This is a genomic window from Sphingobacterium corticis (genome assembly GCF_042684745.1).
Classification (GTDB): Bacteria; Bacteroidota; Bacteroidia; order Sphingobacteriales; family Sphingobacteriaceae; genus Sphingobacterium; species Sphingobacterium corticis.
Genome location: NZ_JBHUMA010000006.1, coordinates 835,735 through 856,330 on the forward strand (window position 1 = coordinate 835,735; position 20,596 = coordinate 856,330).

The 20,596-nt window shown below is 37.4% G+C and carries 22 protein-coding genes; 5 read left to right on the forward strand and 17 right to left on the reverse strand.

Translation table 11 applies throughout. The features are described 5' to 3' along the window. Positions 1–3: 3 nt before the first annotated feature. From ACFSQ3_RS09600 to ACFSQ3_RS09650, 11 genes are all read right to left on the reverse strand, one after another. Complete coding sequence (locus ACFSQ3_RS09600) at positions 4–3,231, reverse strand: SusC/RagA family TonB-linked outer membrane protein (RefSeq protein ID WP_380869325.1); 3,228 nt, start codon at positions 3,229–3,231, stop codon at positions 4–6. A gap of 937 nt (positions 3,232–4,168) precedes the next feature. Further along, on the reverse strand, positions 4,169–5,542 hold the full coding sequence (locus ACFSQ3_RS09605) for a DUF2971 domain-containing protein (protein WP_380869326.1): 1,374 nt from the start codon (positions 5,540–5,542) through the stop codon (positions 4,169–4,171). Then, positions 5,524–6,123, reverse strand: coding sequence for a tetratricopeptide repeat protein (locus tag ACFSQ3_RS09610; protein WP_380869327.1), 600 nt, complete (start codon positions 6,121–6,123; stop codon positions 5,524–5,526). The genes ACFSQ3_RS09605 and ACFSQ3_RS09610 overlap by 19 nt, the downstream gene beginning before the upstream one ends. A 62-nt stretch (positions 6,124–6,185) precedes the next feature. Continuing rightward, positions 6,186–6,419, reverse strand: a complete 234-nt coding sequence (locus ACFSQ3_RS09615; protein WP_380869328.1) for a hypothetical protein — start codon at positions 6,417–6,419, stop codon at positions 6,186–6,188. A 228-nt stretch (positions 6,420–6,647) separates the two neighbouring features. Next, entirely contained in the window at positions 6,648–6,851 is a 204-nt protein-coding gene (locus ACFSQ3_RS09620) for a hypothetical protein (protein WP_380869329.1), read from the reverse strand. 156 nt (positions 6,852–7,007) lie between these two features. After that, complete coding sequence (locus ACFSQ3_RS09625) at positions 7,008–7,667, reverse strand: hypothetical protein (protein WP_380869330.1); 660 nt, start codon at positions 7,665–7,667, stop codon at positions 7,008–7,010. A 396-nt stretch (positions 7,668–8,063) separates the two neighbouring features. Continuing rightward, a complete protein-coding gene (locus ACFSQ3_RS09630; RefSeq protein ID WP_380869331.1) occupies positions 8,064–8,261 on the reverse strand; it encodes a hypothetical protein in 198 nt (65 codons plus the stop codon). A gap of 87 nt (positions 8,262–8,348) precedes the next feature. Then, positions 8,349–8,690 (reverse strand): cupin domain-containing protein, encoded by a 342-nt coding sequence (locus ACFSQ3_RS09635; protein ID WP_380869332.1) that lies wholly within the window; start codon positions 8,688–8,690, stop codon positions 8,349–8,351. A gap of 26 nt (positions 8,691–8,716) precedes the next feature. Beyond that, positions 8,717–9,085: a hypothetical protein gene (locus ACFSQ3_RS09640; RefSeq protein WP_380869333.1), complete on the reverse strand. Its 369-nt coding sequence runs from the start codon at positions 9,083–9,085 to the stop codon at positions 8,717–8,719. 71 nt (positions 9,086–9,156) lie between these two features. After that, a complete protein-coding gene (locus ACFSQ3_RS09645; protein ID WP_380869334.1) occupies positions 9,157–9,753 on the reverse strand; it encodes a hypothetical protein in 597 nt (198 codons plus the stop codon). Between the two features lie 25 nt (positions 9,754–9,778). Continuing rightward, entirely contained in the window at positions 9,779–10,339 is a 561-nt protein-coding gene (locus ACFSQ3_RS09650; protein ID WP_380869335.1) for a recombinase family protein, read from the reverse strand. A 534-nt stretch (positions 10,340–10,873) separates the two neighbouring features. Between ACFSQ3_RS09650 and ACFSQ3_RS09655 the strand changes: the two genes are divergently transcribed. The 3 genes from ACFSQ3_RS09655 (at position 10,874) to ACFSQ3_RS09665 (ending at position 13,025) form a co-directional block, all read left to right on the forward strand. Beyond that, positions 10,874–11,296, forward strand: a complete 423-nt coding sequence (locus ACFSQ3_RS09655; RefSeq protein WP_380869336.1) for a hypothetical protein — start codon at positions 10,874–10,876, stop codon at positions 11,294–11,296. 164 nt (positions 11,297–11,460) lie between these two features. Continuing rightward, entirely contained in the window at positions 11,461–12,504 is a 1,044-nt protein-coding gene (locus ACFSQ3_RS09660; protein ID WP_380869337.1) for a hypothetical protein, read from the forward strand. An 8-nt stretch (positions 12,505–12,512) separates the two neighbouring features. Further along, positions 12,513–13,025, forward strand: a complete 513-nt coding sequence (locus ACFSQ3_RS09665) for a hypothetical protein (RefSeq protein WP_380869338.1) — start codon at positions 12,513–12,515, stop codon at positions 13,023–13,025. Between the two features lie 1,665 nt (positions 13,026–14,690). Here the strand turns inward: ACFSQ3_RS09665 and ACFSQ3_RS09670 are convergent. Then, a complete protein-coding gene (locus ACFSQ3_RS09670; RefSeq protein ID WP_380869339.1) occupies positions 14,691–14,816 on the reverse strand; it encodes a hypothetical protein in 126 nt (41 codons plus the stop codon). 72 nt (positions 14,817–14,888) lie between these two features. Here ACFSQ3_RS09670 and ACFSQ3_RS09675 point away from each other — a divergent pair, with 72 nt between their 5' ends. Both ACFSQ3_RS09675 and ACFSQ3_RS09680 read left to right on the forward strand, forming a co-directional pair. After that, positions 14,889–15,155 (forward strand): transposase, encoded by a 267-nt coding sequence (locus ACFSQ3_RS09675; RefSeq protein WP_380869340.1) that lies wholly within the window; start codon positions 14,889–14,891, stop codon positions 15,153–15,155. Positions 15,156–15,187: 32 nt separating this feature from the next. Further along, the gene (locus ACFSQ3_RS09680) at positions 15,188–15,973 is read left to right on the forward strand and encodes an IS3 family transposase (protein ID WP_380870034.1); all 786 of its coding nucleotides are present in this window, start codon (positions 15,188–15,190) and stop codon (positions 15,971–15,973) included. Positions 15,974–16,361: 388 nt separating this feature from the next. Here the strand turns inward: ACFSQ3_RS09680 and ACFSQ3_RS09685 are convergent, their stop codons facing one another. Genes ACFSQ3_RS09685 through cobA form a run of 5 tightly spaced genes read right to left on the reverse strand, consistent with a single transcriptional unit; the run spans position 16,362 to position 20,585 of the window. Further along, complete coding sequence (locus ACFSQ3_RS09685; protein WP_380869341.1) at positions 16,362–17,609, reverse strand: sulfate adenylyltransferase subunit 1; 1,248 nt, start codon at positions 17,607–17,609, stop codon at positions 16,362–16,364. Positions 17,610–17,648: 39 nt separating this feature from the next. Further along, on the reverse strand, positions 17,649–18,539 hold the full coding sequence (gene cysD, locus ACFSQ3_RS09690; RefSeq protein ID WP_380869342.1) for a sulfate adenylyltransferase subunit CysD: 891 nt from the start codon (positions 18,537–18,539) through the stop codon (positions 17,649–17,651). Between the two features lie 9 nt (positions 18,540–18,548). Continuing rightward, positions 18,549–19,247 carry a phosphoadenylyl-sulfate reductase gene (locus tag ACFSQ3_RS09695; RefSeq protein WP_380869343.1) on the reverse strand — a complete coding sequence of 233 codons (699 nt, stop codon included), beginning with the start codon at positions 19,245–19,247 and terminating at the stop codon, positions 18,549–18,551. Further along, the gene (locus ACFSQ3_RS09700) at positions 19,231–19,815 is read right to left on the reverse strand and encodes a precorrin-2 dehydrogenase/sirohydrochlorin ferrochelatase family protein (RefSeq protein WP_380869344.1); all 585 of its coding nucleotides are present in this window, start codon (positions 19,813–19,815) and stop codon (positions 19,231–19,233) included. Before ACFSQ3_RS09700 ends, ACFSQ3_RS09695 begins: the two co-directional genes overlap by 17 nt. Continuing rightward, positions 19,815–20,585 (reverse strand): uroporphyrinogen-III C-methyltransferase, encoded by a 771-nt coding sequence (gene cobA / locus ACFSQ3_RS09705; RefSeq protein ID WP_380869345.1) that lies wholly within the window; start codon positions 20,583–20,585, stop codon positions 19,815–19,817. The genes ACFSQ3_RS09700 and cobA overlap by 1 nt, the downstream gene beginning before the upstream one ends. Between the last annotated feature and the right edge of the window lie 11 nt (positions 20,586–20,596).

A 20,596-nucleotide genomic window follows, 5' to 3' on the forward strand; every position in this document is an offset into this window, starting at 1 on the left:
GATTTAAAAGGTTACGGATGCGCCAAAATTAATGACGCGTGCTTGTGGATAATATTGTCCTGTTTGAGTAACGGATTCGGGATCGTAGGCTGTCATTTTACTTATTGTAAATAAGTTCAACCCATTGGTGTATAAACGTAAATTGTTCATGCCAATTTTCTTCGTCCATTCTACAGGAAAATTGTAACCTAACTCCAAATTTTTCAGACGCAGGTAGTTTGTGCTTTCTAACCAATACGTATTACCGCTAGAATAATATTGATCGCTACGATCGGTAATACGCGGATGTTCGCTACTCGGATTATCCGGCGTCCATCGATTTTCATAGAACTGAATTAGATAATTTCCGATAGCTCCGGATTCTTCCGTACTTACCGGTAATTCAGCGCCCGCTGCACCCTGGAAAAGGATCGTTAAATCGAAATTCTTGTACTGCAAACCTATATTTACACCGCCTTGAAATGTAGGAATGTTATTTCTGTCTCTGCGGACCCGATCATCAGGTGTGATCTTACCATCACCATCATAATCTACAAATTTCATATCGCCAGGTCGAAGGTTATTAGTTACCGCACTGTAATCGAGGGTGTTTGCATCAATATCTGCTTGATCTCTGAATACGCCGTCGTGGATGTAATACATTTGTGCATTTAGCATCCTACCCGTAGTACGTTGCCATTCTGGGGCTCCAGCTGCTTCATCCCAAAAAAGGATTTTGTTTCTTGCGTAACCACCGTTGACGTTCACATTGTATCGCAATTCACCGATGCTTCCGTTGTAACCAATATTAAGGTCAAAACCTCTGTTTTCCATCCGACCAATGTTCTCAGCTGGAAGCGTCATACCTGTACTTTCAGGAATAGAAGCGTTTCGTTGCCACAAGATGCTACTGCGACGATTTAGAAAGAAGTCCAATTCAAAATTTACTTTACCCCGAAATAATTGGCCATCTAAACCGACATTGTAATTATTGGCTACTTCCCATGTGATGAAACTATTAGGCACGCGGCTTTCGTAAAGTGACTTCACCAAGTTTCCGTCCACGATATATGTACCAAATCCGTAAGTCGAGAAGTATTGGTATTCCTGTAATTCATCATCAAAATAGATATTATCGTTACCCATTTGACCATATGAAGCACGCAATTTCAAGAAGTTGACGAAAGACACGTTGTCCTTCCAAAAGTTTTCCTCAGATATTCGCCATGCGGCCAATACGCCCGGAAAAAAGCCGTACCGACTGGCTTGAGGAAACATATAAGAACCATCATAGCGCCATAAGAATTCAGCAATATATTTTTCTTGATAATTGTAGCCAACACGTCCGAAATAGTTTAAGCGAGCGCGTTCCCAAGCTCCGCCTTCATTATCCTTTTGGGCATCGCCTCCAGCAAACATCTGATCGATCGCCGCTGAGATAAAATATCGTCTGAACGCCGAAAAATTATCATTACGAATGGTTTCCCTATTAACTCCAGCCATCACATTCAAGCTGTGATCACCAAATTTACGATCGTAGTTCGCCACCGCACCTAACAAGATATTGAGTTGATCCTCATTTCCTTGATTCAACGCCGGATCGGGCTGAGGACCTCGTAAACCGGGTACCAATTGTGGCGTTACGCCATCTGCCTCAAAATTACCTTGCCAAGTATATAAATACCAAGGGATTTCCCAGCGTTTGGTTTGTTGTATGTACTTATCTGCAGATGCCGTTCCTGTTAATTTTAATCCTTCGACACCCGGAATTTTAATATCTATTTGTCCATTTGTTTGAAAGTAATATCGCTTATTTCGGTCGTACCCAGTCTGATCGGTCGTTATCACCACCGGATTTTCACCATTTTCAATATCCGGCCCCGGCAATCCATTTGGCCAAAATGCGGGTTGGGTAGGGTTTCCGCGCATCAGCATGCGAAAGATGGTCCCAGCTGATTTCGTCGGAAAATTCCGATCTTCTTGCCGACCAAGTACACCAACACGTACGCTCACATATTTATTGATGTCACCTTCCAGATTAATCCGCATGTCGTACTGACTGTAATTCGTTGCGGAGTTTTTGTAGAAGGCATCTTGCGTTTGATAGCCGATAGAGGTGAGGTAACGAAAGTTATCCGAACCGCCACTTAATTGTAGATTGTGTTGGGATTGGGGCGTCCAATTTTTTAAAGTTGCTCCGTACCAATCGGTATTGGGATGCGTCCAAAGATTGGAACCGTCTTGAAATTTCCTGATATCTTCCGGAGAAAATGGCGCAGTAATGGATGTTCCATTACTGCGTTCGAAAAGACCTTGCTCACGAAAACCTCGGTTGGCTGCAGACCATTCTCCAACAGGAAGTTTAAAAACTTCTAACTCATTGCGCATTTCTGCATATTGTGCGGCATCCGCCAACTGTGGAATATAAGTGGGCTGGGAAAATCCTTGATTGAACGTATAAGATAGGGTAGGCTTACCCTCTTTCCCTTGTTTGGTGGTTACAAGGATCACTCCATTGGCAGCGCGTGCGCCGTAAATCGCAGCTGCAGCATCCTTCAAAACAGAAATATTATCGATATCTGCAGGGTTCAATCGCTCAAAACCTCCTTGACGTGCAGGAATTCCATCAATAACAATCAAAGGATCTGAATTTCCAAACGTATTTGTTCCGCGAATTCGAATGTTGGAACCGTCGTTACCAGGTTCTGCACTGCTTTGCGTAGCTGTAATGCCTGCCATTCGTCCGACTAACGCATTTGACACGTTTAGTGTTGGCGATTTGACCAAATCAGCACTTTTTACCGTGGCAACAGAACCGGTAATCGTTTCCTTTTTTTGCGTACCGTATCCGACTACGACAATTTCATCCAAATCCGACAAATCCTCCTGCAAGGCGATCGATAGGGTAGTACGTCCATTCACTTGTTCTTCTAAGGTAATGTAACCAACCATATTAAACACAAGCGTTGCATCCGCAGATACATTCTCCAGCGAGAAAAAACCTTCCGCATTCGTACTCGTTGCGATTTGCGTTCCCTTGACCGTTACGGATACGCCGGAAATCGCCTCATTTCCCGACATAGAATTTACGCGGCCGGAGACAGAAATTTGTTTGTTAATCGCATGATCTTTCGAAGTAAATAAATCTTTCGGAGGATCCGTTTTCGACTGAGCCTCTTGCGGAGGAATGGTTAGTAGTAGCATCACCGTGGGGCAAAGCATTTTTTTAAAGGCTTCTTTAGTAATGTTCATGGTAGTTTAAGAATAAAGGTTTATGCAGTCAGTGAACTATTAAATTCAACTTTAATAGAATATAAGAAATCCGCGGATGGCAGGTTGTCTTATTGGTTGTTATAAACTTAACAAATATTAATTGTCTATGCAACAATAATTATTGCAAAATGCGCAGATATATTACTATAAATCAATAGTATTAGCTGATTTTTACGCATAGAATGCTGATGAATATTGTAATCCAATTGTGCATAGTATTGGCCGATGAGTTTGCTAGATGGTATTAGCAAAGTAAATTATATTGTTGGTATTGGAGGATATGAACCTAAGATTAAACCATTAAATTGCTTATCAAAAAAAATCGATAAAATAGAGATTTTAGCATAAAGCTTTCTGATGGTAATCAGTAGCCCACATGATTATGTGAGAAAAAGCTGCTTCCAAATTCTTCGCAGATGCCGTTAAACGATATTTACATCGCACAATAACAACAAAGAATTATCAGCTTACATTGAAGATGTTTGGCGTTACAACTTCGAACTTGATTATCTCGGTTGGATACATTGAGAAAGACCGTTGAATAATGTGGAGTGTCAAAAACACTTGATGATATAAAATACTATATAAGACAGAGTTTTAGACTTAATGTCAAAATCAAATAGTGATAATTTATAATATTCGAAAAACCAAACTATTTCTGCACCAACAGATTTCAAATCACAATAATTTAGTGACCAAAAGTTCCAAATGATTTCTCGAACCTTATTTTAACCCTTTTTCGAATCGATAGTAAATGCTTTATAAATTGGTGCATGTAGATCATCTGCGATACCCTTTTTATTCCTAGACTTTCTAAATTATAACAGAAATTCTTAAACTGAAATGGTAAGGCTTCACAGTTAATTTAGTTAACAATATCGAATAGATGAATATTTTTGATACCGAAAATATTGATCTAATCGAAAGGATGATAATTTTTGTAACATTCTATGTCCATTCCCAATTGAGTAATTCGGTCTCGAAATAATTCAAAATTAAGTGTTTTAGGACCCCAATATATTGAGCGTAAATAAGATTTATTACCGTTATGAAAAGGGATATAATCTATATACATTCTACAGTTATCCGGCGTCATCTTTATTCTAGAGTTGTTTTGCAAAGGTTCAACTTGAATTATTCTGCATTCCTGCTCTTCTTTAAAAGCTGAATGCTTAACAAGGTATCTCAAATGTATTAGTAGTAATGGAATTATTTTAAGAGCTTCAAGTTCTAAATTCTGTTGTGATCGTATCTCTTCGAAGAGAATTTGTATCTGAGATGTAAGATCGGACAACGCTCCCTCTACATCGTTTTTTAGGTTGTTAATCCTATCTAAATATAAATTCATTTTTTTTTCTTTCTCCGAATCATCATATGGGTAATCACGGTAAAATACTCCCGCTTCCCGATGTCCTAAAGATACAATACGCTTAGAGACTGGATCAATATAAATACATCTGAATAGCGATTGCTTAGCCTTATGTGAAATAACACTTTGAGGATTGGTTAAGTTGTTATTGATTTTAGATTCAGTTGCAAAATATCTGTAGGAAAGAACTAAACTTGTTCCTGTTCCTTCGATATTATCGTTTTTGCCATACAATCTAAACTGATTTAGACTATCTGGGTTGAAAGTAAAGCTACCGACAAATGCTTGATAAAAATTTGGTAAGTATGAATGAGGAAATCCGATAAAGTCTAAAAGTGGATATCCTTCTTCAGGATCGTTTGCAGTCGTAACTGTATGTAGCCTAAAGTTTGAATTTTCAAAAATTAGCTTATTGGCTGTATCCGTGGTAGTATAGTGGGCAAATTCTATTTCTTCGATCTCCGTCACATTCAGCATTGCTACAATTTCTATAGACTTCTGATAAATATTAAAATATGCTTCGGGTTTTACGACACAATCTTTTACAGTTTCAGAATAAAAAATATCCATATTTATCATTCCGCTGATGATTTCTTGAACTTGTTCACGAGTGAGATATTTTTGAATTGAAGAAAAAGCTTCGTATATACCTGTTGGAAAGTAATTAGCTCGAACGAGAAAATAGCCTACATCTGAAAATGTACCTCTAGATGTTTCACCTGAAAGAATAAGTTGAGTTAAGATTTCAGCCTTATTTTCCCAAAACTGAGGCGGCATTGGATTTTTCGTTGTTGCGAATTCGATGAGATCCCACGCCTCATCAAATTTCAACTGTTTATTTTTAATGATTGCTAAGTTGTTATAGGCGAAAGTATTTGATTCGTTGAGACTTATGGCTTTTTTTAAAGCCCTTTCTGCCAATTTAATCTTCCATCTAATTGATAAGCCTGTCCTAAATTGTTATACCACATGCTATAATTAGGATTGATTTTGGTTAACAATTGAAATATCTTTATGGCATCCCTATATAACTTAAAATAAACTTTTAACAGTCCTAAGGTGTTTAAGGCAGTTGAATTTTTTCCATTGATGCTTAATGATTTTCGCACAAAGACTTCGCAATTATCAAAGTTCTCGATAGTATAATAATAAATAGCGATTTCAGCATAAGCGATTTCACTCCCTTCCAACCTTAAAGCATGTCCGACACATATTTCTGCATTATCTAAATCTTGGATCGCTAAGTAATGTGTACTAAATAACGCCCAAGTATCAGAAATATCGCCATTGATTGAAATAGATAACTCAAAACATGACCTGGCTTCGTCAAATCTTGACAGTGCCGTAAGGCAAATTCCAATGTAATTTAATGCTTTCCAATTCTGATTGTCTATATCATACACGGAATTAAAAAATTCTAACGCCTTTTCATAGTCTTCATTATAAAAAAATATCTCCCCCTCATTCATGTTTTTATTCCGAATGTTTTTAAATGATTTCATAAATATTCGTTAGGATTCTATTAGTCTCTCAAATAAGGTATTTATTACAAGCTTATAAATGTTCAAAAGCGTAAATATTTGCTAAAAGGTTTCGCAATTTTAGGATCAATGATCCAGTTAAATTCTTGGTCATGTCCCTTACCCACAAATGATCTTAAATGATCGGCAATATCGTTTCCAAACAAGTATTCAGCCTCTTTTGCATAAGGTTCTATATCATTCCAATCAAGGACTAGCTGTTTTCCTCCCATATTCTCTGGTCCTGTCTCTTTAAAAAGTTTATCAAATCTCTTCAAAAATTCATATCTCCTATCAAAAAGTTCATCTTTTCTTTTTCATTTTTGTAGCAAATGATTTGCAATACCGATATATATACCAACTAGTGCAATAACCGGAGTTAGAAGTGCTGAAAAGAGTGTTATAGTACGATTGATGTTTTCCATATTCTGGTCTTCTGAGTTGTAGATTACTTCTTGACTATCCAAACTGCTTTCTTCAAATTATCTTTGTTCCATGGATTGGACTTACCAGTAATTTTTTTTAAAACCTTCTTTTTTTTTCATAGCTTGCATTTTTTTTTCATTCCTTCTTTTGCTATTAAACATACTCGGATAGATTTCTTGTTGATTTTTCGATAGGATATAATCACTGGTAATCGAAACGGATAATATTGATTCAAGTCTATCTTGAGATATACCATATTTTCTACAATAATCAATAGCTCTCATATAAAATGTTTCTTGTTATATTCTTTTAGGTCAAATAATTACATTTACAATAAATAATTGTACGTGCATCTTTCAAAGATGATATAAAGATCCTAAATATTTTTTTTTCGTAGATTACGGTAAACCGTACTGCTTTATTTAAGTTTTCATGGTTTTTTAAGATTGTTGTGCATTATAAAAGCCGGTTCGTTCATCTTGATCTCTGACAAAACTTTCAGATATTAATTGCTCACCGACTTTTTCAGTTCGAACTACAGTCTTTAAATCTATCTGTTTTGATTGCGATTGAAAATATGAAATACCCTGCTCCTGAAAAAAATTAATAAGCTTCAAACGCACTCTTTCCATTTTTTTATTTACATATTCCTGAATATGGTCAATTATTGATATTAATTTTTCATATGCCACTATCTGGGAACCCCACAATCTTTTGATGTGAGAATATCTAAGGTCTACCAGTTCTTTTGATGTATCATCGAAGTATAGAATAAGAGTATTCATATAATCGCCAGAGTGTGCTATGCTACTATTTCTAATCTCCTCAATTTTTAGATAGAGATCTTTTAGTTCTTGAACATTACTAAACACGTCCTTATAATTCAAGCTTAAGCTGCGTCCGTCCTTAGAGCTGTTGAAGCACTTAATTATAAGAGTTATCGATAGTTCAAATAGTGCTTTATTTACTATATCGTTATGTTTAAAATAAGCCTGACGCCCCGAGTTAGAAAGTTCTTCAACTGCATCTTTTGCCTGCGATAAATCAAAATTTATGTCTTGATACTTTGCAAGTTGCTCAGATGCTTTGTCCTTTAGCACATAATATGTGCATGGTTTACCCTTGATGTTATATATACAATATACAAAGGATTTACTATCGTGATCATATGCTATGTCAAACTGCTCAGACTTCATACTGATATTCGCCTATTATTGGTTAGATTTAAGTACTATCATATTTTGAGACTTTCAATTTTTGTTTGCTATCGTCGATAGCTCTGCGTTTTTATTCAAAAGATACAATTACTTCTTGAGCGACTTGCCTAATAGAAGCGATTATGGGATTTGATGTATAAGTTACTCCGTCTCTATTAAAAACGACTCCTGATGTTTTGCCAGATTTTAAGTTATGATATTATAGTGGTAGCGAGGGGTCTACATGGCCGCCCGCATCTTTATTTACTATAGCTAAAACAATCGTTTTTTGAGATTTACTTATTGATTTAAGATGGCTTTAGATAGGGCATCTGGAAGATGTATTAATCTAAATTCCTCCACATCTTCGAGCCAAAAATGGGGATCTCCCTTAACTTGATATCTAATTCTATAAGGTTGATCGTTCATGGGTTCAAATGCCACAATTTCAACTTCATAAAGTGGTTCTTGGTTTCCACCGATTTCTCTTAACCACATGAAAGGTTGTCCTACGACGTATTTCAGATTCATCGCTTTTTGAGATTATTTAAGTTTTTTAGATTTATATGTTATTGATAAGGTCAATCACAGATTAGTTCGATCTCCGTGAGATTTAGGTTCCGAAATCACTACAAATTCCAAATCATTGGTAGTTATGTTGAAAATCCTGTGGACTTGATTTGCCTGAATATGAAATCCTTGTCCTTCTTCAACGGAATAAATCTCATTGTCAACCTCGAAAGTAGCTGTTCCATTAAGGATATAAAAAAATTGCTGTGCTTTAGAATGGAGATGCAAACTTTCTTCAGTGTTAGGAGGCATTTTCTCTTGGATTATACTTAAAGAATCCGATTTCAATAGGTGCCATCCATCACAATTCTCCCCCCAAATATAATGTTCTGAATTATTAATGTCTTTTATTTTCATTATTTATCATATTTTGATACCAAACTTTATGCTCGGCCTCTCTCGAAATATTCATCAAAAGTTTCATTTTGACAATCTTGAATTTGATCGACTACGAATTTCAGTCCTTCAGCAGTCAACTCTCCGACTTTCGTAAATGGACCCCATTTATTTGGTTTTATAAACCTTCCTTTTACTAAAAAGGAATTTTTATAACATAAATCAAAACCATCTTTAAAGTGAGCTTTCTCCATTTTTATATTTTGGCCATTGTAAGGCGATGTTGTTATCATCGCACCTAAAAAATCAGCATCTGAATGGCCACCAATATATACTATTGGGTGGTACCCTTCATCTCTACCATTTTCAGTTGCTTTAAGTATAAAACCGGGAGTACAATCCTTTAATTCTATCATAATAGGGAATTCTAAATTATCATATTTGAGACTTTCAAATTTTGTTTGCTACTATCGATAGCTCTGCGTTTTTATTCAAAAGATACAATTACTTCTTGAGCGACTTGCCTAATAGAAGCGATTATGGGATTTGATGTATAAGTTACTCCGTCTCTATTAAAAATGACTCCTGATGTTTTACCAGATTTTAAATCATGATATTGTAATGGTAACGAGGGGTCTACATGGCCGCCCCCATCTTTATTTGCTATAGCTAAAACAATATTTTTTCTAAAGAAATCATGCCCTGAATCGTCACTTAAAATAACTTCTTCTTCCCACCAATACTTTATAAATACTTCCCGACGAGGTGATGACAGTTTCCCGGGTACGAAAAGACTTTTGCCTTCGCCATCAGCCAATATGCTTGCAAGTCCATGATAATGCTTGAAAAGATTTCCTGGGATTTTTTTGCCACATGTAGATATCATCAGTTTATCCGAAATACCTAATTGTTGAATGAGTGAATTAGAGTGCGGTGTATGATGAAACAATACTCGCAGCTTCATAGCTATAGACCTATGGACAATTTCTTGTCCGTTATCGTACATATCACAGAGAGCAGTCAATTCTTCTAGCAGTTCTGCGAGATGTTGCCTTATCTCTACTTTAGTAAGTTTTATATCCATAGCTGTCACTCTTTGAAGATTGATTTTAAAGTTTAATAATTTTATAGAATGTCGTTTTGCTACCAATGCTAAAGGCTTTCATTATCTCTTCCACTGGCGTGTTTTTACTTTCATAAGCAGCTTTTACTAATGGGGCTATGCTCTTATACTTTTCTGTCATACCCTTTGGTCTGCCACCATTTCTCCCTCTTTCTCTAGCAGACTTTAAACCGGCATTTGTTCTTTCAATAAGAACATTTCGTTCGTGCTCGGCTAGAACGCAAAATATTTGAAAGATTAGTTTCCCACTTGCCGAGCTAGTGTCGATGTTCTCCGATATAGATTTGAAATGCACTCCCTTTGCATTTAAATCTGCTACGAATTGAATCAACCCTACTGTGGATCTTCCCAATCTATCGAGCCTCCAGACAGTCAGTATATCATCTTTTCTCAGGTAAGACAATAGTTCATAAAGTTGGGGTTTTTCAGATTTTACTCCGCTTACTTTGTCAACAAATATCTTCTTAATCCCTATGCCTTTTAATGCATCAGTTTGCAGATCAAGATTTTGATCAAACTTGCTTACCCTAGCATATCCTATTTCCATATATTACACAATTCTCGTTCAATACGAATATAATGTAATTACATTTAATGTACAAATTAAATGTACGTTGTATTAATATAACTTCTCATATTTATTTCCCTTCCGGCCGGTACACAAAACCGACCGTTTAATCATACGTATGATTTATATTATTCTAAACGATTCGTGATGTATGGTAAGCTATTTGACTTCTTTCCAAACAATAAATTGTAAAAAAGTTTCAAAAACCTAAAATGGTTTAAATAATCAAAGTTATTTTATCATTCAAAAGTAAATATCAATAAATAATTTCTTACATTTCGTAACCAAAAAAAACATCTTAACCTATAAATTATATGAAAACAACCTTCTGGGTATTGATCCTATTCTGTTTAATAGGGTGCAAACATGAATTACAAGACAATCAAAACCTACTAAATCGTGATAGTGGGAAAAACTCATTCAATTTAAAAAACCTAAAAAAATTTGCTCAGCAACGCGCTATCCTCGAGAAGAGTAGTCAAAATCCAACTATGCTTGCAACGATCTCTAGGAATGCCACAACGGGGGAATTCCACAGATTTCAACGACTATCTGGATTGGGAATTCGCAAACAAAGAATTCAATACTGCTGACAACACATTTTCTTATTTAATACCCGTAAAACTTGCATTTAATTCATCAAATCCAATAAGTGGAGTTGCAGAGGCAGGATATAGTTTTCTAAATTTTTATTCGGATGATACTGGAAATGAACTATACGCGAGACTTAGAGAGTACAGACCTAATCCTACATATATTTCGAATCTTGCCACACAAAAAGGTATAAATTTTACAGGTGGAACCTACCGAGATTATGATGCTCTATTGAGAGGTGAAGCGTATTACGGTCATATTATTGTTTATAATTTGGATTCTCAGCCTTTTAAATTAGTTGAAATAGAAGACGACAAAGTAATTAATGTTTCATTTTTCTAGCAATAGCTCTTCGAAATGTTTAATAAGAAAACAACAAGAAAGCCATTGTTGATAGTCAATATGGCCATATTTATGCTGCTTGGGGGGGGGAATATCTTTGTTTTCGCCAAGTTTTGGATCACGATGACGCAGAAGAGGTTGCGGCAATAACAACTAACTATAATATGAATTCGACGTTGTGTGCAGTAAGTCAAGGATCAACTGGAACACCCCTTGATCCTAATGATGATACTAATAGAATTGGCACAGGGTTAAATTCTAGCAATCAATTACAGAACGTATTTACATTTACCGGAGTCAACATTATAGCCGAGGTGGTTGTCACGCGCCCTGGTTCAAGAGTCCAATTGCCAGAACCCAGTAGATGCAGTGCCATTATATTCGTTCAAGGGCAAATTTGGGCTGGTTCTGGCGTTCCAGATCGAAAGCCTGAAGTCTACAAACCCGTTTTTGTTCCTGGTAGAATCCGGATAAAGTTTATATGTAATTCGACAAATGTTTTCGAACTATTATCAGAGCAAAGTCTTAACAACATATATAGTGGGGTAGCAGATAACTATACCCTACCCGTGCGTTGCCTTGTTATGAGTTTATTACAAGATATTGCCAAAACCCAGGGCCCTAATCTCTCCATAGGCTTTTGCTTAGATGAAAGTTTGATGTTGTCAGGTGGCGCTATTTATGACCCAACTACAGAATCCATTAAATTCAACAATGAAACCTATATGATGGAACAGACGCTTATACATGAGCTATTCCACTATTACCAACATAAGAATACATATGGTGTAAGATTTAATAGTTTTGGCCAGTATACGAACAATGGAATTGTAATAAATTCGCCGGGGTTCGTAAATATCGAATTCGAAACGCATCTATTTTTGAGCATAATGACAAGAAGTACTGATGGCTTTATTCAAAGAATTAGAAAAAGTTACCCTAATCTACTGGAGCTAAATGCAATAGAAGAACAATATTCAGAATACATAAAATCCTTTACCGACATAAATCTTAAATTGTATCCGGGAGATGTTACAAGAGCACTTCTGTACGGTTCAGACTATGAAAAATTCTTGAATATTTTTGCAACAAAATCAGATCACTATCGTTCGGAAATAATAGACACCATGAAACCAGAAACACTGGCCAAGTTGTTATTAGATGCTTCTATATCGGAGTGTAATCAAATAGGTACAAGAATAGATTAATAAAGTTTATGAAAAAATTAGCATTTTCAGCGATATCTCTTATTGTCGCTCTTATTTCTTTAAGCAAGGTTGCTGCGCAAAACACATCGATTACGGAAGGAATTTTAACTACACCGTACGCGGAGTACAATGTATTGATTAATCCAAAACACTCCTTCATAACACTTTACGACACAGGAGCGGCTAAGGTAGAAAATGATTTGACAAACCCTTCTCCTCAAGCAGAGTATATTTCAAGAGCTTTTATTCACCTTGATTACCAAAATTTGACTAATATTAAAAGGAAATATTTGCCTAATCAAAGAGATGAATTAAACCTTACGTTCTCTGTAAAAAAGAATGGTGAGCTGATTGGTATAGGTTTCCATATTCCAAAAGTCTGTGGCTTAAGCATCAACCAGTTTAAAGCGTTGGAGAAGGACCTTCGTCAGAATATAAAATTTACTGCAGAACCTCATAAAATTAGATCTTTTTATCATGAAGTTCATGGATATACCTGGATAGGTGTTGCTGTATTTTAATAAATTCAGTAATATGGTAGTGCAACCCACCGTTATTGTAAACTAATAATAACGAATCGACCTATCGCGTTAAGAAGATAGGTCGATTCAATTCAGAGACTACTCCGAACTTAAAAGTAAAGAACCTTATGACTTAAATAATTATAACTGTACACATTTCGCAATAGACGTTTATAATTCTGCACATTCAATTACGGATAAGCTTATTGGTCCTTCGAGCCCATCTGTCGGTTTCATTACCCTGACAGGACTTTACCAAGAAATTCTAAAAAGGAAACAAGCGGGAGACTATGATGTAGAAACCGCGATAAAAAATCCTCCAACTGATGTAGGAGACTGTTAATCAGCGGCTTAAATTTACAACATAAAAATAGATGACTAATGAAAATACCGAAGATTATTTTAATCATTTTTTTAGTGATAATGGTGGCAAATTTGCCTGTAGTGAGTCCACAAATACTGCAAATAGTTGATAACGATCATTTCAAATACTCTAATAGTGACGCCTCATTTACAGCAACTCAACGATTTGGATTGAAGCAACCTAATATAAGTAAGAACAACTATGAAAGTTTGTTAAGAAATTCAGGAGCGACCGATAGCACGAATCAGATATATAGAATTTACAGGATTAACCCACTTTGCTTTTGGAGATGGGCTTACTATCTTTTATATAGTAATCAGTTTACGTATAAATCATGGCATGATATTGCCAAAACCAGAGTGCCATATGATCCTGATAACAGATTACAACAATTTTAGAACTTAGAACAATTTCACTTCTTGATCTTCGCAATGTCGTTTCTTAGAATTTTTATGCTGTGCTATAAGAGACATTATCATACTGTCATATAGGGCTGTGCCATACCGAAGCGCAGTGAGGATATGCCGTAATAGCCTATCGGAAGTATGAAAGGTAATGGATCTACCTTTGCATACGATAATTCCGAAAACCTCTTGGCAATGGAAAGTTATAGGTGGAAAATAGGATAGGGGTTATACTTACTTTACCGTATTATTTCGCTATGCTTGGGTTTATGTAAAAACAAATGGGTCATCTGCTAAATAGACCCATTTGCGCAATATTGCTTTTAAATTGACGCAGAAATTTACCTACGTATCAATAATTGCCAAATTACAAATAATTTATTAATAAATAATATTTCTATTAGAGCTATTTATTAGCTAATAGAAATATTTTAATTTCGTTCAGAGATATTTTGAATGATAATTACCGTATTCAACCGTATAGAGTAAGGCATTGTTTAGGGTGGTTATATGCCTCTGACAGGTGAACTACCTGAACATATGAAGGTAAATTAGTTTTATCTGATGAAGTTACCGTTGGGTAAACTCTAATATCGAAGCGTGAGGAAAGGCAATTGGTATGCAATAAATTGCCGTCACGGATGTGACAAAAGTTTGCATACGTATTGTGCGCGCACGAATGGTGCGAGGGTTTAGAGCTTAAATGTAGTATTTTTGGAATTAGGGGCAGCGCGTTGGGTAAAAAATAGTCGCTATTTAAGCTAGACATGGACAGGCTCCATTTGTAAAAGGGGATATACCTCTGTAGGGTGGGTGGTTTGCCATATTTCCGTGTAGTTGTGAGCTGCAAAGAATTAGCCTATTCCCATCGAGAAATAGGCTAATTCCATCCAAATTTTACCAATTACTAAAATCGGTGATGACCTTTCCAGTGTGATTGTTAATAAGTACTGCTTGGTAATTGTAGGCTTCCGCTTGGGCTAGTACAAAATCGTCGGTGGTCAGGATTACTTCCATTGCCATTTCATCAAATACTGGTAGCCTTACCTGTTTTTCAAACCAAATAGAAATATTAAATTTAGTTTGTTAAACATTATGAAAAAGAGCAAATTTTCAGAGCATCAGATCGTCAATATTCTTAAAGAATATGAATCGGGTAAAGCCACGCGAGATATCTGTCGAGAACACGGCATATCAGCACCAACTTTTTATCAGTGGAAACAGAAGTACGGAGGTATGGATGAGCAGCATCTTAAAGAGTTGAAGGCTCTACAGGAAGAAAATTCGCGCCTAAAGCGCATGTTTGCTGATTTAAGCCTTGATCATCGAATTCTAAAAGACATTATAGAAAAAAAGCTCTAAAGCTTTGTGAACGTAAAGAGCTGGTGAGTGGTGTGGTTGCTGAGGAAGGGATCAGTGTTCATAAAGCTTGTAAAATTGTCTGCATGAGCCGTAGTATGTACTATTACACCCATACGAAAGATGATGAGGAAGTGGTTGCTAAACTCATGGATCCGGCGGGCAACTATCCAACCAGAGGCTTTGAAACCTATCATGGAGAAATTAGAATGGAGGGTTTGGTGTGGAACAGAAAGCGGGTTCTAAGAGTCTACAGAAAGATCAATCTTAAGCTGCGTAGTAAGCGGAAACGTCGAATTCCATCTAGAATTAAAGAAAAGCTAATAGTTCCGGAAGGAATTAACAGGACTTGGTCAATCGATTTTATGAGCGATTCGCTTTCTAACGGCCGCAGGTTTCGAATACTAAATGTGATGGATGATTATAACAGAGAGTCTCTGATAAATGAAGCTTTCTATTCGATTCCAGGTGTTAGGCTGGTTCAGAAATTGAAAGAATTAATCTTTTCTAGGCCTAAGCCTAGGCGTATCAGAACCGATAATGGGCCAGAGTTTCTGTCCAAGGTTTTTGTTGATTTCTGTAAAGAGAATGACATTGAGCTACAATATATACAACCTGGTAAGCCCTCGCAGAATGCTTATATTGAGAGACTAAACCGAACGTTTAGAGAGCACGTCTTGGACGCTTACTTGTTCGGATCACTGCCAGAAGTCAATGCTATTTCTTACGAATGGCAGATCGATTACAACAGTAATCACCCACACAAATCATTAAATGGACTAAGTCCGTGGTTATATATGAAGGAATCTTTGAAAACGTAAAGAACGTTTTTATATTTATTCACTGTTTGAAAAAGGGTAAGGCTTCAGTCGATTTCTATAATAAATTGTTTTTTACTAGCAGTAATCAGATGTATTTGACATTCCATGTTAAAACTCGTAAAGTATGTAATTAGCCAAACCAAATTATCCTAAACAAATTTAATTATAATATATATTATGTTAAATAGTGAAAAGTGAGTTTGGCTAATCCTACCTTCCTATCAAATGCTATTAATATAATCTATCTGGCGTAAATCGTGTTTCCAGTTACCACATTCTGGCACTCGACTTACTTAAATTCGATTATTCAATATAAACCGATATATTTCTATATAAAAAAAACCTCCAGTTTTCGATTGGAGGTTTTTAGGGTTGAGCTATTATTTTTTTAGCCTAAATTTTCAATGGTAATCGCGCCGACGGTAATATTCGTGCGTGGATCGATGATGATCGCCCGACCATTTTCAGGGAAATCCGATTGCGTATCGAAAGCGATTTCTTCCGCAGCTTTGATAGCAACTTTTCCAATATCATTCAAGCGAATGTCTTCACCGTAAAGCTGTTCCTGCGTATTCACGTCATACCGAAATAATACCTCAGGGACTTTGATTTTCACTGTGTTACTGTGATGTTGTAATAAATACAACTGATTGGTATCAAGCGGTTTGTTATCAAACCAACTGATATTAGCTTCAAAATTTTTATCGCTCAACGTCGGATGAGCAGCGCTTACGATCGTATCTCCTCGTGAAATATCAACATCATTCGTTAAGTGAACGATAACGGACTGTCCATTTTCTGCTTCTGTAAATGCTTGTTGGTTGATTTCTATGCGCGCAACGCTGCTTTGTATTCCACTTGGCAGAATGATTACCTCCTCGCCTACGCGCAATCCGGCGCCAATTACACGACCTGCGTATCCGCGATAATCATGCAGATCTTCCGTTTGCGGACGAACAACCCATTGAACCGGAAAACGCCAACCGTTGGAAGGTTTCGCTTCCGTGAATTCAACACGTTCCAAGTAATCCAATAACGGATTTCTATCGTACCAAGCAATGCGATCCGATTTGTGTACAATATTGTCACCTTTTAGTGCTGAAACGGGAATATAATCCACATCGGTTAGTCCCAATTTGTCTGCCAGCTGCGCATAATCTGCTTTGATCTTTTCGTAAACAGATTGGTCATAATCGACCATATCCATTTTATTGATACAAACCAGCACTTTCTTTAGAGAAAGTAATTTCGCCAAAAATGAATGGCGTTTTGTTTGTTCGATAACGCCTTTTCGCGCGTCCACCAAAATAACAATCAAGTCAGCATTGGACGCTCCCGTAACCATATTTCTTGTGTACTGAATATGTCCAGGTGCATCCGCAATGATAAATTTTCGACGTTCCGTTTGGAAGTATTTGTACGCAACATCAATGGTGATACCTTGCTCCCGCTCGGCTTTCAGTCCATCTGTTAAAATCGCTAAATCTACCGTTCCATCATTATTTTTTCGGTTTGCTTTTTTTATAGCCTCCAATTGATCGTCCAAAATGGAATTGGTATCATATAATAATCGGCCAATCAGCGTACTTTTTCCGTCGTCTACAGAGCCTGCCGTAATAAATTTTAATATATCCATTCTATTGAATTCGTTAAGAAAATTAATACTTGAAACAGCTTAAAAATAACCCTGCTTTTTACGTTCCTCCATAGCTGCTTCGGAAACCTTATCGTCCATTCTAGCTCCGCGCTCACTGATAGTCGACTTGCTTATTTCATCGATAATATCATCCAGTTCCACAGCCACTGAATCTACAGCTGCAGTACAAGTCATGTCTCCTACCGTCCTGAAACGCACCGATTTAAAATCGGTCGTATCCGATTCATCAATTTGCAGGAACGGCGCTGCTGCCATCCATTGTCCGTTGCGTAAGACAACTTCGCGCTCGTGACTAAAGTAGATCGATGGTAAAGAAATATTTTCACGTTTAATGTAATTCCATACATCCAATTCCGTCCAATTTGAGATCGGAAATACACGCACATTTTCTCCCTTATTGATTTTACCGTTCAAAATATTCCAAAGTTCAGGACGTTGGCGTTTCGGATCCCACTGTCCGAACTCATCACGAACAGAAAAAATACGCTCCTTCGCTCGCGCTTTTTCTTCGTCGCGACGAGCGCCACCAATGCAAGCGTCAAACCCATGCTTTTCAATCGTATCCAGCAAGGTCACGGTCTGCAGTGCATTTCTGCTGGCGTGCTTTCCTGTTTGCTCCACCACTTTTCCTTGATCAATACTGTCCTGAACATAGCCGATAATTAATTCTTCGCCCAATTCCTTAATCAGTTGATCGCGATAAGAAATTGTTTCCGGAAAATTGTGGCCGGTATCAATATGTACCAGCGGAAATGGAAACTTCCCAGGGCGAAATGCTTTTTTAGCCAAATGAACTAATGTAATTGAATCTTTTCCTCCAGAAAACAACAAGGCCGGATTCTCAAATTGTCCCGCAACTTCCCGTAAGATATAAATGGCTTCCGCCTCTAAATGATCTAAGTAATCCATTCGTTTTCTCTATTTACTTGTGGCATGTAAACCACATTCTTTTTTACTTTTATCTTCCCACCACCAGCGTCCAGCGCGAAAATCTTGTCCGGGCGCCACTGCGCGTGTGCATGGTTGGCAACCAATACTCGGAAAACCTTTGTCGTGCAGTGGGTTGTATGGAACAAAATGCTTCTTCAAAAATGCTTCCACATCTTCCAACGTCCAGTCGAACAAAGGATGAATTTTGATCATTTTGTTGACATCATCCCATTCCACCTGCTCCATATCATGTCGGTTGGCAGATTGATCCGCGCGAATTCCCGTGATCCAAATCTGATACCCTTTTATCGCGCGTTGTAAAGGTTCTATCTTCCGGATAAAACAGCACTCTTTCCGGTTTTCGACGCTTTCGTAAAAGCTGGAAGGACCTTTCTCACGTACCATATTCTCAACTTTTTCCGTCTGCGGGTAGTATGGACGAATGGGGAAACCGTACGTTTCTAATGTTCTGTTCCAAACGTAATACGTTTCCGGAAATAGCCGACCAGTATCCAACGTGAAAATATCGATCTCGCTTTGCACTTCGTATAAAAGGTGCGTCAACACCTGATCTTCAATACCAAATGATGTAGAAAATATCGTCTCTTTCGCGAAATGCCGTTGCAAATACGCCAGAATGCTTTTCGCATCCATTCCTGCAATATGTTCTCTAATTTCCGCTATCATTCGTTACCAATTCCTTCGTATGTGCATTTAGCACCTTAATCTTTTCTTGAAAATCGCCCTTTAAATTGTTTCGAAGTTGCTGCATCAATGCCAACGTTTCATCAATTTCCTCCGGAATCAAATCATTCAACAATTCCTTTACGCGCTTCGCGATGGTTGGCGATTTTCCATTGGTAGAAATACCAATTTTTAAATCGCCTTTTTGAACGACGGATCCTAGATAGAAATCGCACAAACTAGGTTTGTCTGCAACATTAAGTAAAATATGATTGGCCGATGCCAATTCCCTTATCCATTCATTTAACGTAGCATTATTGCTTGCAACCACGACCAAATCAACCTTTTCCAGATCGGATGGTTCAAAACTTTTTTGGTGTACCGTAACAAGCGGAAGTGCTGCAACAAATGCTAAAAACTCCTCACTGATCACCTCAGCTACCACCTTCACTTTCGCTTCAGGAGAATTGTTCAGAATCGCTTGTATTTTTTCCAATCCAATCGGCCCTGCTCCCACTAGCAAGGTCTGAATCTGATCCATTTTAACGTAGATGGGGAATAGCGTATTCATTAGCTCAATACATCTTGCTTGATATTCTTCCAAGTTTCAGCAAACTGCGCATGCTTAGCGACCACATCGCCCAACACAATAATCGCTGGCGCACCGATATTTTCTGCGCGAACGCGATCCACAATGGTATCCACCGTTCCAAGCACCACGCGTTCTTCCGTCGTTGATCCGCTTTGGATGACCGCAATTGGCAATGCTCCGCGACCTTCATGCTGATACTGTGCAGCAATTTGAGCAAGCTTAGCAAACCCCATCAAAATGACCACGGTTGCTTTACTTTTAACAGCTAATTGCAAATCGGAAGATAGATTGGTGTCTGAGGTTGATCCTGTGATTACCCAAAAACTTTCTGAAATCCCACGATGCGTTAAAGGAATTTGTTGCAATCCGGTCAACCCAATCGATGAGGAAATACCGGGAACCACCGCGGTTGGAATGTCGTACGCATGCACGTAATCCAATTCTTCACCTCCGCGACCAAAAACAAATGGATCGCCACCTTTCAAGCGAACCACGTGCCCGTAATTCTGCGCATAATCCACTAACAAGCGGTTTATTTCATCTTGCGATGTTGATAATCGTTCCGCACGTTTACCTACGTATATCTTTACGCAATCCGCTTTCGCGTAATCCAACAACTCCTCATTTACCAACGCATCGTATAGAATAACATCTGCTTCGCGAATGGCGCGAATGCCTTTTAAGGTGATCAATTCGATGTCGCCTGGACCTGCTCCTACTAAAGTTACAAACGGTTTTATCTCTTTCATCCTACTTTCAA